The sequence below is a fragment of the Pseudomonas sp. ANT_J28 genome (assembly GCF_008370005.1).
GTDB classification, from domain to species: Bacteria; Pseudomonadota; Gammaproteobacteria; order Pseudomonadales; family Pseudomonadaceae; genus Aquipseudomonas; species Aquipseudomonas frigoris.
In genome coordinates this window covers 1-14,355 of record NZ_VOBM01000076.1, presented here as the reverse complement: position 1 = coordinate 14,355, position 14,355 = coordinate 1, and the positions used below count along the sequence as shown (strand labels likewise).

The 14,355-nt window shown below is 53.4% G+C and carries 16 protein-coding genes; 13 read left to right on the top strand and 3 right to left on the bottom strand.

Translation table 11 applies throughout. The annotated features are described in order from the left end of the window. The first annotated feature begins 115 nt into the window (after positions 1-115). The 9 genes from FQ187_RS29190 to FQ187_RS29150 all read left to right on the top strand — a co-directional run bounded on the left by FQ187_RS29190 (position 116) and on the right by FQ187_RS29150 (position 8,918). Positions 116-1,510, top strand: coding sequence for an ethanolamine ammonia-lyase subunit EutB (locus tag FQ187_RS29190; RefSeq protein ID WP_149632143.1), 1,395 nt, complete (start codon positions 116-118; stop codon positions 1,508-1,510). An 8-nt stretch (positions 1,511-1,518) separates the two neighbouring features. Then, positions 1,519-2,343, top strand: a complete 825-nt coding sequence (gene eutC, locus FQ187_RS29185; RefSeq protein ID WP_178122790.1) for an ethanolamine ammonia-lyase subunit EutC — start codon at positions 1,519-1,521, stop codon at positions 2,341-2,343. 118 nt (positions 2,344-2,461) lie between these two features. Then, the gene (locus FQ187_RS29180; protein ID WP_095130795.1) at positions 2,462-2,923 is read left to right on the top strand and encodes an N-acetyltransferase; all 462 of its coding nucleotides are present in this window, start codon (positions 2,462-2,464) and stop codon (positions 2,921-2,923) included. 220 nt (positions 2,924-3,143) lie between these two features. After that, positions 3,144-3,800 carry a DedA family protein gene (locus FQ187_RS29175; RefSeq protein ID WP_056743613.1) on the top strand — a complete coding sequence of 219 codons (657 nt, stop codon included), beginning with the start codon at positions 3,144-3,146 and terminating at the stop codon, positions 3,798-3,800. Between the two features lie 6 nt (positions 3,801-3,806). Beyond that, entirely contained in the window at positions 3,807-4,619 is an 813-nt protein-coding gene (locus FQ187_RS29170) for a zinc-dependent peptidase (RefSeq protein WP_149632141.1), read from the top strand. A 113-nt stretch (positions 4,620-4,732) separates the two neighbouring features. Further along, positions 4,733-5,260 (top strand): inorganic diphosphatase, encoded by a 528-nt coding sequence (gene ppa / locus FQ187_RS29165; RefSeq protein WP_054052377.1) that lies wholly within the window; start codon positions 4,733-4,735, stop codon positions 5,258-5,260. A 223-nt stretch (positions 5,261-5,483) separates the two neighbouring features. Then, positions 5,484-6,236 carry a S24 family peptidase gene (locus tag FQ187_RS29160; RefSeq protein WP_149632140.1) on the top strand — a complete coding sequence of 251 codons (753 nt, stop codon included), beginning with the start codon at positions 5,484-5,486 and terminating at the stop codon, positions 6,234-6,236. Positions 6,237-6,685: 449 nt separating this feature from the next. Beyond that, entirely contained in the window at positions 6,686-7,921 is a 1,236-nt protein-coding gene (locus FQ187_RS29155; protein ID WP_149632139.1) for an integrase arm-type DNA-binding domain-containing protein, read from the top strand. Positions 7,922-8,087: 166 nt separating this feature from the next. Then, positions 8,088-8,918, top strand: coding sequence for a hypothetical protein (locus FQ187_RS29150; protein WP_149632138.1), 831 nt, complete (start codon positions 8,088-8,090; stop codon positions 8,916-8,918). A 14-nt stretch (positions 8,919-8,932) separates the two neighbouring features. Here FQ187_RS29150 and FQ187_RS29145 read toward each other — a convergent pair whose 3' ends face one another. Together FQ187_RS29145 and FQ187_RS29140 are read right to left on the bottom strand one after the other, a co-directional pair. Beyond that, entirely contained in the window at positions 8,933-10,036 is a 1,104-nt protein-coding gene (locus FQ187_RS29145) for an inovirus-type Gp2 protein (protein ID WP_149632137.1), read from the bottom strand. Positions 10,037-10,296: 260 nt separating this feature from the next. Further along, entirely contained in the window at positions 10,297-10,527 is a 231-nt protein-coding gene (locus FQ187_RS29140) for an AlpA family transcriptional regulator (RefSeq protein ID WP_149632136.1), read from the bottom strand. A 562-nt stretch (positions 10,528-11,089) separates the two neighbouring features. Between FQ187_RS29140 and FQ187_RS29135 the strand changes: the two genes are divergently transcribed. Next, complete coding sequence (locus FQ187_RS29135; RefSeq protein ID WP_149632135.1) at positions 11,090-11,425, top strand: hypothetical protein; 336 nt, start codon at positions 11,090-11,092, stop codon at positions 11,423-11,425. Between the two features lie 144 nt (positions 11,426-11,569). After that, the gene (locus tag FQ187_RS29130) at positions 11,570-12,538 is read left to right on the top strand and encodes a DUF932 domain-containing protein (RefSeq protein ID WP_149632134.1); all 969 of its coding nucleotides are present in this window, start codon (positions 11,570-11,572) and stop codon (positions 12,536-12,538) included. 90 nt (positions 12,539-12,628) lie between these two features. Here FQ187_RS29130 and FQ187_RS29125 read toward each other — a convergent pair whose 3' ends face one another. Continuing rightward, complete coding sequence (locus tag FQ187_RS29125) at positions 12,629-12,874, bottom strand: helix-turn-helix domain-containing protein (RefSeq protein ID WP_149632133.1); 246 nt, start codon at positions 12,872-12,874, stop codon at positions 12,629-12,631. Positions 12,875-13,245: 371 nt separating this feature from the next. Here FQ187_RS29125 and FQ187_RS29120 point away from each other — a divergent pair, with 371 nt between their 5' ends. Together FQ187_RS29120 and FQ187_RS29115 are read left to right on the top strand one after the other, a co-directional pair. Next, a complete protein-coding gene (locus FQ187_RS29120; protein WP_149632132.1) occupies positions 13,246-13,584 on the top strand; it encodes a hypothetical protein in 339 nt (112 codons plus the stop codon). A 264-nt stretch (positions 13,585-13,848) separates the two neighbouring features. Then, on the top strand, positions 13,849-14,244 hold the full coding sequence (locus FQ187_RS29115; RefSeq protein ID WP_149632131.1) for a hypothetical protein: 396 nt from the start codon (positions 13,849-13,851) through the stop codon (positions 14,242-14,244). Positions 14,245-14,355 lie beyond the last annotated feature (111 nt).

Genomic DNA, 14,355 nt, shown 5'->3' with positions numbered 1-14,355 from the left:
AAGGCGGTGTGTCATCCGACACATGTACTGGATGACACACCGCCTTCGCGAGCAAGCCCGCTCCCACAGGTGTTTGGTGGTGTATTTGAGTCGTTGATTGAATCAGGAGAATAACGTGGCCGCATTTGCCCATTCCGTCGGCGCCCAGACCTATCGCTTCGAGAGTCTCAAGGACGTCATGGCCAAGGCCAGCCCGGCGCGTTCCGGGGACTTTCTGGCCGGCGTCGCCGCCCTCAACGATGGCGAGCGTGTGGCCGCGCAGATGGCCCTCGCCAACATCCCGCTCAGCCACTTTCTGCAAGAGGTACTCATTCCTTATGAGGCCGATGAAGTCACCCGACTGATCATCGACACTCACGATAAACAAGCTTTCGCGGTCGTCAGCCACCTCACCGTTGGCGGCTTTCGCGACTGGCTGCTCAGCGATGCCGCCGACGAACAGAGCCTGCGCGCCCTCGCGCCCGGCCTGACCCCGGAAATGGCCGCCGCCGTGTCCAAGATCATGCGCGTGCAGGATCTGGTGCTGGTGGCGCAAAAAATCCGTGTTATTACAAAATTCCGCGGCACGATGGGTTTGCGCGGCCGGTTATCCACACGCCTGCAACCCAATCACCCCACCGATGAACCGGCCGGCATCGCCGCGAGCATTTTGGACGGCCTGCTGTACGGCAATGGCGACGCAATGATCGGCATCAACCCGGCCACCGACAGCATCGCCTCAATCTGCACCATGCTGGAAATGCTCGACGCGATCATCGAGCGCTACGAGATTCCAACCCAGGCCTGCGTGCTGACGCATGTCACCACGTCCATTGAGGCTATAAATCGCGGTGTTCCGCTGGACCTGGTGTTCCAGTCGATCGCCGGCACCGAAGCGGCCAACGCCAGTTTCGGTATCAACCTGAACGTGTTGCAGGAAGGCTACGACGCCGGTTTGAGCCTGAATCGCGGCACGCTGGGCCAGAATCTGATGTATTTCGAGACCGGCCAAGGCAGCGCCCTGTCAGCTAACGCCCACCACGGCATCGATCAACAGACCTGCGAAACCCGCGCCTACGCTGTGGCGCGACATTTCAAACCGTTCCTGGTGAACACCGTTGTAGGATTCATCGGCCCGGAATACCTCTACAACGGTAAACAGATCATCCGCGCCGGCCTCGAAGACCACTTCTGCGGCAAGCTCCTGGGCGTGCCCATGGGTTGCGACATCTGTTACACCAACCACGCCGAAGCCGACCAGGACGACATGGACACCCTGCTGACCCTGTTGGGCGTGGCCGGGATCAACTTCATCATGGGCATCCCCGGCTCCGATGACATCATGCTCAACTATCAGACCACCTCGTTCCACGACGCCCTTTACGCCCGCCAGACGCTGGGCCTGAAACCGGCGCCGGAATTCGAACAATGGCTGGCGAGAATGGGCATTTTCACCCAGGCAGACGGCAAGATTCACTTCGGCGACAGCCTGCCGCCGGCTTTCCGCCAAGCGATGGCGCAACTGGGATGAGTGTTGAAATGGACAAACCACCCGTTGATCCACAGAACCCGTTGCTAGAACTGCGTCGCCTGACGCCAGCGCGGATAGCCTTGGGTAGAACCGGCACCAGCATGCCGACCAGCGCGCAGCTGGATTTCCAGTACGCCCACGCTCAGGCGCGGGATGCGGTGCACTTGCCGTTCGACCATGCGGGGCTCAGCTCACAACTGGCTGAACGCGGGCGTGCCAGTTTGCTGCTACACAGCGCCGCTACGGACCGGAACAGTTATTTGCAACGCCCCGATTTGGGGCGAAAGCTAAGTGATGAGTCGGCTCAGACACTGCGCGATTACGCATTGGCCAATCCCGGCGGTGTCGATCTGGCAATTGTCGTTGCCGACGGGTTGTCGGCGCTGGCTGTTCATCGCCATACCCTGCCGTTTCTGGCGCGGATGGAAGATCAGATTGTGAGTGACGGCTGGTCCGTCTCACCGGTCATTCTGGTGGAACAGGGTCGAGTCGCCGTAGCCGACGAGATCGGCGAACTGCTGGGTGCGAAAATGGTGGTAATCCTGATCGGCGAACGCCCTGGCCTCAGTTCCCCGGACAGCCTGGGGCTGTATTTCACCTACAATCCAAAGGTCGGGCTGACGGATGCCTATCGCAACTGCATCTCCAACGTCCGACTCGAAGGCCTGAGTTATGGCATGGCGGCACACCGTTTGCTGTATTTGATGCGCGAAGCCTGCCGGCGGCAGTTTTCAGGGGTCAATCTGAAGGACGAAGCGCAGGTTCAGACACTGGAGTCGGACGCAGGAGCGGACATGAAAGGTAATTTCCTACTGAGTCTGCCGGATGCCTGAACCGTTTCCGCATTGCGTTTCTGATTCAGTTTAAGGCAGGATCGAAACACGGCTGCCCGAGTGAGAACCGTTCGCCGTCACAGTACGTGAAGACAGCCACTTGAAGACGAGACCTACCATGCGGATTATTCAAGCGACCCTCGAACACCTGGACCTGTTGACCCCGTTGTTCGTCAAGTATCGCGAGTTTTATGGCTCCCTGGCCTATCCGGACTCGTCCCGGGCGTTCCTTGAAAAGCGCCTGCGTCGCAAGGAGTCGGTGATCTACCTGGCCCTGGCCGATGACGACAGCAACAAACTGATGGGTTTCTGTCAGTTGTATCCGAGCTTTTCGTCCCTTTCGCTGAAGCGCGTGTGGATCCTCAACGACATCTACGTCGCCGAAGAGGCTCGCCGTCAGCTGGTGGCCGACAACCTCATCCGCACCGCGAAGAAAATGGCCAAGGAAACCAACGCAGTACGCATGCGCGTTTCCACCAGCAGCAACAACGAAGTCGCGCAGAAAACCTACGAATCCATCGGATTCAAGGAAGACACCGAGTTCAAGAACTACGTCCTGCCGATCAGCGACGAGCTGTAAGCCGAAAAGATCGCAGCCCTTATGGGTACCGCCCTGTGGCTGCGGTCGTCTACTCACTGCGCTCCGAAATTCCCCGCTACAAACTCAACGCGTTTTTCACTTCTCAGCCCGTATAATCCCGAGCTTCCCGGCTTGTAAGAAAAACTACACCCGCTTGTAGCCTTACATGAAGTCAATCGCACAGGTCTGCTGAGTCGGACTATCACCACAGGTGCCCCACATGGATTTCAACCCGCTCGACATTATCCTGCATCTCGATGTGTACCTCGATTTGCTGGTAAACAACTACGGGCCATGGATTTACGCCATTTTGTTCCTGGTGATCTTCTGCGAAACCGGCCTGGTGGTGATGCCATTCCTGCCGGGCGATTCCCTGCTGTTCATCGCTGGCGCAGTAGCTGCCGGCGGCGGCATGGACCCGGTGCTGCTGGGTGGCCTGCTGATGCTGGCGGCAATCCTTGGCGACAGCACCAACTACCTGATCGGAAGAACAGCCGGCGAGCGCTTATTCAGTAACCCGAACTCGAAAATCTTCCGCCGCGACTACCTGCAACAAACCCACGACTTCTACGACAAGCACGGCGGCAAAACGGTGACGCTGGCGCGTTTCATGCCGATCATTCGCACCTTTGCACCGTTTGTCGCCGGCGTGGCCAAAATGCCCTACCCGCGTTTCTTCGCCTTCAGTGTTTTTGGCACGATCCTCTGGGTGGGCGGTCTGGTGACCCTCGGTTACTTCTTCGGCAACGTACCGTTCATCAAAAAGAACCTGTCGCTGCTGGTCGTGGGCATCATCCTGCTGTCGCTGGTACCGATGATCATCGGCATGATCCGCAGCCGCCTTGCTAACGCCGCGTCCAAAGCCCAATCGCGTTGATTCACCATGTGGTCCCTTAGCGCCTGGCGTCGTCGGCGCATCCTGGCCAAGCATCCGATTGCCGACGACATGTGGCAGCGGGTGCGCCATCACCTGAGTTTTCTCGATGGCCTCAGCGCCGCCGAAGACCGGTGGCTGCGTGAAGCCAGCGTGCTGTTCCTCCAGGACAAACACTTGACCGCCCTGCCCGGCGTCGAACTTCACCAGGAGCAACGCCTGCTGCTTGCCGCCCAGGCGCAATTGCCGTTGCTGCATCTGGGCGATCTGAACTGGTATCAGGGTTTCCACGAAATCGTCCTCTATCCCGACGACTTTCTCAGCCCCCAGCGCCATCGCGACGCCAGCGGCGTCGAGCACGAATGGGACGGCGAGCACAGCGGCGAAGCCTGGCAGCAAGGCCCGATCATCCTCGCCTGGCCCGGGGTGATGGCCAGTGGTGGCTGGGAAGGCTACAACCTGGTGATCCATGAACTCGCGCATAAACTCGACATGCTCAACGGCGACGCCAACGGCCTGCCGCCGCTGCACGCCGACATGCGGGTCAGCGACTGGGCCAAGGTCATGCAAGAGGCCTACGACGACCTTGATCGGCAACTGGACCGCAATCCCGACGCTGACACCGCCATCGACCCGTACGCTGCGGAAAACCCGGCTGAGTTCTTCGCGGTCACCAGCGAATACTTCTTCAGCGCCCCGGATTTGCTGCACGAGGCGTATCCTCTGGTGTATGAGCAGCTGAAGCTGTTTTACCGCCAGGACCCGCTAACCCGGCTGCGGCAACTTCTGGCCGAAGACCCGGTCTATCAGGCACGCGACTAAGGTCTCTACGACCTCTGGTACATAGCAACGGCGGCGGAATATGCCTATAATCGCCGCCACTTTTTGGTCAATCCGGCCAAGTGTTTTTGGTCAACTAACGGGGGCACCGCCCAATGAGCTACAGCAAGATTCCGGCTGGCAAAGACCTGCCGAACGACATCTACGTCGCGATCGAGATTCCGGCCAACCACGCCCCGATCAAATACGAAATCGACAAAGACAGCGATTGCCTGTTCGTTGACCGTTTCATGGCCACCCCGATGTTCTACCCGGCCAACTACGGTTTCATCCCCAACACCCTGGCTGACGACGGTGATCCCCTCGACGTGCTGGTCGTGACCCCTTACCCGGTTGCTCCTGGTTCGGTTATCCGCGCCCGTCCAATCGGCATTCTGCACATGACCGACGACGGCGGCGGCGATGCCAAAGTCATCGCAGTGCCACACGACAAGCTGTCCCAGCTGTACGTCGACGTGAAGGAATGCAGCGACCTGCCACAGCTGCTGATCCAGCAGATCGAGCACTTCTTCGCGAACTACAAAGACCTCGAAAAAGGCAAATGGGTGAAGATCGAAGGTTGGGGCGACTCCGAAGCCGCTCGCACCGAGATCATGAAGTCGGTTGCTGCCTATAAAGGCTGATAGCCGCTTCTCACGAGCTGCTATAACGAAGAACCCCGGTTGATCCGGGGTTTTTTGTGGGCGTTTGAATATCATGTTCAACAGCACATTTAACTGGCAGGCAAACCGGTTTTTTCTTGTTTAATTTTTACAAAAGACGTCTTACATCAGGACTTAAATTTCACGCCAGATTTGAACGTTTTGTTGAATCAAAGCCTTATGCCGCACGGCTAGACTCGTGTTTATGAAAAAGAACAAATCCTGCGGCCCACGATTCAGAATGCTCCTGAAAGAGCTACAAATCACGACAACGAGATTTGCCGAATTCCTGGGTATTTCCGACCCTCAAACTGTCCATAACTGGTATACCCGCGGAGTTCCTGACTACCGCATGGAAGATGTCGCCAGAAGACTGTCCGTGAACACTGAATGGCTGAAAACCGGCGAAGGACCGCAAGACGCCAGGGCATTGCATCTGATCGACGCATCCGGCAACACCTTCGACGCCCAGTCAATCCGGGGCACCTATCGGGTCATCGACCCAGTCGATATCGAACTACCCTTTTACAAAGAAACGGCCACTACCCCCGGCTCCGACAAAACGCATGTCATCAAAGACCCCAGCGAATCGATCCGCCTGCCGCGCAGCGATCTTGACTCCCTGGAAATCAACCACGCCGATGCCATCTGCGCCCGCATGGTTGGCAACAGCATGGCCGAAAAAATCGAAGATGGCTCCATCGTCGCCATCGACCGCGGGCTCACGCAAATTGTCGACGGAGAGATTTACGCAATCGAGCACGACGGCATGTTGCGCATCAAATACCTGAGCCGCGTACCAGGCAACGCGATACGCATGCGCAGCCACAACAGCTCCGAATACCCGGATGAAGTTTTCAGACCTCCACAAATCGAAGAACAACAAATAAGGGTTCTGGGATGGGTATTCTGGTGGTCGACCCTGAATAAACGCAGGCCACCCGTACCTTTTCTGTAAACACATAACTTTGTAGCCGCTGGCGAAGCCTGCTGCTACAACTCCCGGGATAGCTCTACCCCGCACACCACGCTGGGAATTCCGCAAAAAAATCAGTATGCTGCGCCCCACATTTGCGCATCGACCCGCCCCGCGGCGGCGAATCGCACCGACAAGGCAGATGACTTTCTCGCCAAGTCCCACAGCCGGACGCAAGATCCGGGTGTACGTTTTGAAGGCTGGCGCGGTTTACCAAAAATGAACCAAGCCAGTCCCCGAGAAGCCGGCCACAAGCCGGCTTTTTAATTGTCCAAAGTAATCCTATCCCATCCGAGATTCCTGCCGATAGCCTAGCTATCACGGGCCTTTCAGGCGCTCCCCTGTCCGATGGTGTTCAACGCCATTTGACCTCATCCGACGATGAAGTGGGGGGACAGGTGGGGGGACAAAGGGACGAAAGGGGAAATCAAATGGGTAAGCTGAATCCGAAACAAATCGAAAACCTGACCGAAGCTGGCACCTACGAAGATGGCGATGGGCTTCGCTTGGTCGTCAAAGCTACCGGACGAAAATCCTGGCTACTTCGCTTTCAACTGGCGGGGCGTCGTAGGGAGATGGGCTTAGGCTCATTCCCCGAGGTCAGCCTCAAGAAGGCCAGGCATGAAGCCAGTGTCAAACGCAGCCAATTGAGCGACGGTGTAGACCCCCTAACAGCTCGCGACATCGAACGCGCTGCTCAACGCGAAGCACAGCGAGCCAGCGAGGCGAAACAGCTAAAGTTCGAGACACTCGCGAAAGAGTACTTCGAAGCGCACGGGGGCTCCTGGTCAGATAAGTGGCGTAAAGGCTGGCTTCGAAAGCTGGAGCTGTATGCGTTTGACCACATTGGCAAACTGTCAGCCGAGGAGGTTGGTACTCCCCAGGTACTCAAGGTGCTGCAACCAATCTGGGCCACTAAGACCAGAACTGCCGACGAGGTACGTGGGCAAATTGAACAGGTTCTGGACGCTGCCAAAGCACGCAACCTTCGAGAGGGCGAGAACCCTGCTCGCTGGCGCGGGCACCTGGACAATCTACTGAGTCGTGCGGAAAAGAAGAAGGCTCGGAAACGCGAGCACTTTGAAGCTTTGCGGTGGCAGGAGGTGCCGGCGCTGATGACCAAACTCAGGGCAATTGCCACACCGCCATGTTGGGCCGCTCAACTACTGATCATGACCGGCGCACGCGCGCAAATGGTGAGATTCGCTCGCTGGGATGAGTTTGATCTAGAGGCTGCCACCTGGTCACTGCCAAGTGAGCGAATGAAAATGCGAGTAGCCTTCGTTGTTCCACTTGCCAATGATGCGGTACAACTGCTTCAAGCTGTACCACGAGTTACAGGAAGCCCCTATCTATTCCCAGGACAGGGAAAAACCGGGGTTATGCACGCAAACGCCATACGCACACTCCTACATGGCATGGGATACGAGCAAGTCACACGACACGGCTTTCGCTCTTCATTTCGAGACTGGGCGGGGGAATGTACGCACTACCCGCGTGAGGTTTGTGAGATGGCTCTCGCACATGACGAGCGCGATCAGACTGAGGGGGCTTACTCTCGCTCAGACTTCCTCGACAAACGCCGGGCTCTGATGGCTGACTGGGCAGACTTCATCCATAACACAATTGCAGACCATACAAAAATTATGGCCTCCAGCCATATCTGATTGCGAGCCTTTACGAGGGGGCCCGGTAAGCGATCGTATAACGGGCTGAGCGCTTTAAACCCGTACACTAGCCACTGGCCTCCTTTTACCGTACGGTACTCGCTCTCTGACAGCTACATCACTCAAGGGTCCCTCCGGGAGTAAAGCTCGGAAGGCTGAAACTACGATGACAACTATTTCAAATGAAGAAATCGATGTACTAAAAGCGACACCCAAAACCGAGCTTGAAAAAATTTACGAACATGGTCTATCAACAACGGAAAACAAAGATATTCACAACATTGTAAAAACAATAAATTTCCTATCGAATCTAGGAATCGAAAAAGCAAAAATTGAAACTTTCGCTTTGATTAGCAAGAGGCTTGCTATCTTCCTAAGATCACTCGACCCTACAACAAGAGAAAAATTACTTATTGAACTAAAAAAAATCGCCCAATGCACAACCAAAAACAAAACAAAAATAGCGATCAAGCAACTAAAAGAAAATATTACTCTATCACGAGAGCATCGCACAATTTGCAATCACTTCGTAGAGGCGTTCCAGACATTCGACTTTGCTAACATTATTTCAACAGCTCACCTAGAAACCACCGAAACACCACTTCCCAAGGCAGACTCCAAAGCTATAGTAATGGCCCTATTCCTAAGCCTGCAATGTCTTTATAAAGGAGACATGCGGTTAATTCGAGAGTCAGTGGAACCCGATCGAAAGCAACTAGCCAAAAATGCATCTAGTGAAAAGTCCAAGCAGTACGCCCCTGCTCAAATTCAAACCTGCGTACTCCTCAGAGAGCTTTCGCCCAATGGCGGCTGGATAAGTAAACCTCGAGCCGCAAAGGCTATAGCTCCAATCTTGGAGGAGTTCTTACGTATAAACAAAATCAGCACTCCAAATCAGATCACTCCTGGAAATGTACAGAGGCGGATAAGAGACTGGCTAGACTTGGTCGGTATTGAGGCGGTATATGTCGAGAACTGTTCAAAGCCTGAAGCATGACCTGAGCATTGCTATCAGGGTGTAGCTTGTATTTCTTTTACCCTGGGCCTACCCAGTTTCTTACCTTCTATTTTCTTCACCACACCCTTCCCAAAACAACGCTTTCCCCCCGGCAGGAAAACTGCAATCCAACGGTCTATCTTCACGAGATATGCTGCGGCATCTTTGACTGCCAGTATCTTTTCTGCATCATAATGGTCGACCTCCCCTACCCCACAGCTTTTATAATAAAACGCTTTGCCAGTACAGTTCCAATAGCTCCCCAATCCGCCAGTTATCTCATCAATCCACATCTCCCCTATTGCCTTGCCAATTGCTATATGCCGCATGACCTTAGATCCATCTAAAAATAGCATGAGGTGGTAGTGAAACCCCCTCCTCTTACCGTATTCCAGCTTCCATGCATAACCCACCATGCAATACGGTGAATTACTTTTTGACAGTCTTTTCAATAATTGGTCTCGATGATTGAAAAGGTGCTCTGAACTTTCTTGTTCATCCACTTTATCATGTACGCAATCAAAATCATCAAATTCAAACTGAGACCTCTTGTACGACAAATCAATCCTAACCACTACCAGCCGAGCATATACAGCAATAAGATCATCGATATAGCTTACGAAGCTCACGTACAGTTTGTTAGCCGCCCTAGCATGAGCACGCTCAGCTTTCTTGAACTCTTTTGAAGTAATAGCCTCGTAGACTCCCATAACGAATGCGTTCATCTGCCGCAACGACTCACCCCCATCAACTATCAATGAATCAGAGCGTATGCCATACGGAAAGGCTTGACGACACTCATAAAACTTGTCTATGTAAGGACTAAGCCTGTAATTAGCCTTAGCCCACTCATACTCCGACACACCCTCTCGCATCGCCCTGACAACTACTCCACCTCGCTTGCTAGTAACCAAATCAAACCCCTGATACTTGGCGGACAATAAGGCTTTACCTTTGGTCTCTTGAATAACCCTAATAGCTGCAACGACTTTCGTAACGCCATCAAAGAACATGTTCTCGCCACCAAACTCTTGGCAACATCTATCCTGTTCGCTGTCAAATATGTTCTCTAGGCACTTCTCCTTCATTACTGCGCACAGTTCATCATACTCATCCATAAAGGTTATTCTCTCAATGCAATTAGAAAAGTTGTACACGGAGCTACTACCCTTAGGATTACAGAGGGCATTATCCCTATTAACATGGTTATTATTGATATTACTATTGGTATAACATAAGACCCAGAACTCAACCCAGACTCACACCCCCAGAAACCCAAAAGGAAATGTTAAAAAGCATCAGGGAATAGGCACATATTGAGATATGACAATCAAGCATACGGCTAAAAAGTTAGTTCACCATTACTCGTAACTTTCACTCATACAAGCGCCCTACCCTGTTCTATCCTTGATTCGATCCACTCACTAATACTGGATTCAATCCATCCAATTGCAGATGCGCCAATTTTTATAGGCTTAGGGAAACTCTCGTCATATCGCGATGACTTGGGATTTATGCGGTCATAGATGGTTGATCTCGACAAACCAACCCGCTGTATCACATGACGCAGGCGAAGCACCCGAAGCGACTGTGATGGTTCTGTGCTCATTTGAGACGCCCTCGTTGGTAAGAGAGCTTTACTCTAGATAAGCCGACCAGCCAAAAAAACCACCGGCTATCCTACATGCATTTCTGGTTAGGATTTCTGAGGCGCGCCCAGGGGGGCTGCCAACGCAGCAAATGGCCACACACGCCCAGGCCCACGCGCACCATGGCCTCCCCCCTCTCTGGCGGGCGCGGAGGCCAGGAGACTTAGTTCTCAGGCAAACAAGTTAGTTCTCAGGTCCATTTCCAGCAAAAAACGTCTATCCCCAACCCTGTCCAACTCGATCTAAGCCAATCCTATACCATCCAAACAGATCCCTCAGCGATATTTATAAGCATAAATCAAGCCATTACTTACATGCAAACATCAAAATTTCGACGAGTGGTTAAGCTTACTACTCTCTAAATAATCTCAGTCACACATCACGACTCCGTACGTACTGCGCATTAAGCAACCACCAGGCTCGACAACTCACCACTCAGGTAGGTCGCATACGCGACTTGCTTGATGGGTTCTATGCCGTGCAATGACTTCACCCCAATTATCTCTGTATAGGAAATCTCTCATGCCCATCCAGTGTCCTAGCTGCCAATCAGCCTCCGTAACAACCAAGGATTTCGCCAGAAAAATCGGCGCTCTCATCGGTACGGTCGGCGGCGCCGCCCAAGGGGTAACAGGGGCAATGGCAGGTGCCGAGGTTGGCGCAGTCATCGGTGTCATCGCCGGCCCTCCAGGGGTCGCCGTTGGCGGGATAGCCGGGGCCATTCTCGGCGGATTAGCAGGTGCGGCAACCGGCTGTATCGCTGGTGCAAAACTCGGCGAGGTCGTCGATGAACGAGTTTTGGACAATTACCGCTGTCTCGACTGCGGACTGTCGTTTAGCTGCCGTCATTTCACTTGAACTGCTCATCTCCTGCTTGAAACCACCGCTCTTCGCTGCCTGATCCATCGCTTAGCCCTCTCTCTATCAACACTCCGCATGTCGATTGCTCTCTGCTGAATGCTCAGCGGCCTCGCCGTGCGCCTATGAAAAGGAAGATCCCCCATGGCACACCTCATTGAACAAATGGCTTACGTTGGCGCTACGCCCTGGCATGGCCTGGGTAATCATCTCTCGCCCAAGCAACCGCTGGAAGTCTGGCAACAAGAAGCGGGCATGAACTGGCAGATCCGGGAATCGCCTGTGCGCTTCGTGGCTGATTCCGTCGGCCATCTCGGTACCATCCACTCCTTTCCGGAACAGAAGGTGCTGTATCGCTCCGACACCAAAGCCCCGCTGTCTGTGGTTTCGCAACGCTACCAGGTGGTCCAGCCCCGTGAGGTCCTGGAATTTTACCGTGATCTTACGGAGTGCTCTGGCTATGAACTGGAAACCGCCGGCGTCCTGAAGGGAGGTCGAAAACTCTGGGCACTGGCGAGGACCGGACAGTCGACTGCCATTAAAGGCAATGACGTGGTAAACGGTTATCTGCTACTGGCAACGTCCTGTGACGGCACACTAGCCACCACTGCAACTCCCACCACCATTCGCGTGGTCTGCAACAACACACTGACCATATCCCTGAGCGGAGCCACCCACGCAATCAAGGTTCCACACAGCACGCGCTTTGATCCGCAAGCAGTAAAAAAGCAACTAGGCATCGCCGTCTCTCAATGGGACGAATTCATGTACCGGATGCGCATGCTCGCCGAACGTAAGGTTCAGTGGAATGAGGCCATGGGTTTCCTTATGGACGTGCTGTGCGATACCAGCCCCCACGATCCTATTCCCGATGCACTCCCCAACAAGCGAGCGATGGATAAGGTACAAAGCCTATACGAAGGTAAAGGTCGAGGATCTGATCTGGAGTCCGCTCGTGGAACAGCCTGGGGATTGCTAAACGCAGTCACCGAATACGTTGACCACGAGAGACGCGCCAGAAACACCGAGTACCGCATCGACACAGCCTGGTTCGGCCAAGGGGCGGCAATAAAACAACGAGCTCTCAACGCGGCCTTGCAGTTCGTTGCCTGAAAGAAAATCTGCCATCACGCAAACGCCTAGCTGATGCCTACTGGCTAGGCGTTTACGTGACCAGAGAAAAACATGCCCCGAGCACCATGCTCAAAGTCCGGCATCAATAAGTAGATCGGATGGCATGCACCCTATAGCTTTCGCTATGCGCAAAATGTTCAAGAACGTGACATTTCGCTCGCCACGCTCAATTTTTCCCATGTGAGATCGATCTATTTCAGCGGCATCCGCCAGAGTCTCTTGGGACAACGAGAGCGCGATCCTACGCGCCCGCACAGCGGCCCCGAGCTTAACGAGATTGAGGTCTTTGTCGAAACTTGCGGAGATTCTTGCCATGGCAAAAATCGTCGCGCTATGATGCATTTAAGGCCACGGCATTTACGACCCATAAAGCTGCGTCTGTCAGCTATGAGCAACCGCCTGCCAGGTATTACGGACTTGAATCAGCAGTGCAATAGGTAATGGCCGAGGTGTTTTTCTTGCGAGGGATTGAGGTGAAAAATTATTCGCTAGGCGCGGTAAATCCAGAGGCGATCCGCAGAACTCGGACGGTACAACTCCGCAATCCCAGAGCTTGGGCTTCTGGATAGTGAGCCTGCTAAATAGGGATTTTTTATGAACCCCCAGTCACCAGCGGTGTAGATCAGGCTTTTATTTCATCGTATGAAAATTTGATAAACGCACTACAATCAAGAAGGAGCCTCACAATGGATACTGGCGTTTACTCGGCCTCTAGCATTACAAACGAAGAAATATCAAAACTAATTTCTCAGAAAAAAACATTTACGATAAAAGACATTAAAAAATACACATTTGACAACACAGTTGAAACAATTGAAAAGCTTATCGAAGCAGAAGGCTTGACTTGCCGCATATATGTTGCCGGTAGGATCACAGCAGTAGCTGCAGCTGCATTTACGGTCGCGGGCGGTATAGCTGCTGGATTGGCAATAGCTGCTCATAACCTCGCTACATACGACCCAGATTATGAGGTAGCAAAATACTTTCTCACGGACTGCATAATAGTCACGTATAAGAAAAAATGACTTCAAATACCTGACTCCCTGCCTTTGTGTGTAGCGCCATTAGCTGCGCTGTATGGCTAGTGATCGGTAAGCACCTGCGTCGTGATCACCGTAGCTACATCCCAATTTTTAACGTAATCCTCACCTAGCGCCTACGTAGCGAATTCATCAGGATCATCAAGGTTCTCGCCCAAGGGCGCTGGAAAATCATCTCGACAGTTTTATTTTCCAGCCGTCCCTTCCAAGCACCGCATCGCCACTTACTCAACAGAAGGAACCATCTGCATGAACAAAAAATCTCTATTGATTGCACTACTTTGTTTTATTTCGAGTGCATATTCTTTCGGCGCAGCTGCTTGGCAAGCAAACGAAATACAAGAATGCCCCACTAATAAACGCAACGCAGCTTGGTTGGACTGCGTACCTGAGGACACTCCTGCCAAACTCCCTTACCAGATGCAGGATGGTAGCGTGAAAGTTCTAGAAACTCGTGGCACGGTATTCTGCGACCAAGGTACCTGCGAGTATCAATACCAACGCGACAGCGGTCTATGGGACTCAACTAACGAATACGCAGGACAAATCCAGCAAACCCCCAAAACCCCCGTAGTACTATTACGCGGATACTATTTAGGAAATGCTGAGGATGGTCGTATCGTAGCGTACCTAAGGAAACTCTGAAAAAGACATCCAGATTTGGTGAAATACGCACCTCGCACAAACTGAGCGGTTGAACCCCGATGAAACAGATGTCCTTCGCCGATGCCGAATATGCCGGAAAACGTAAGCAGA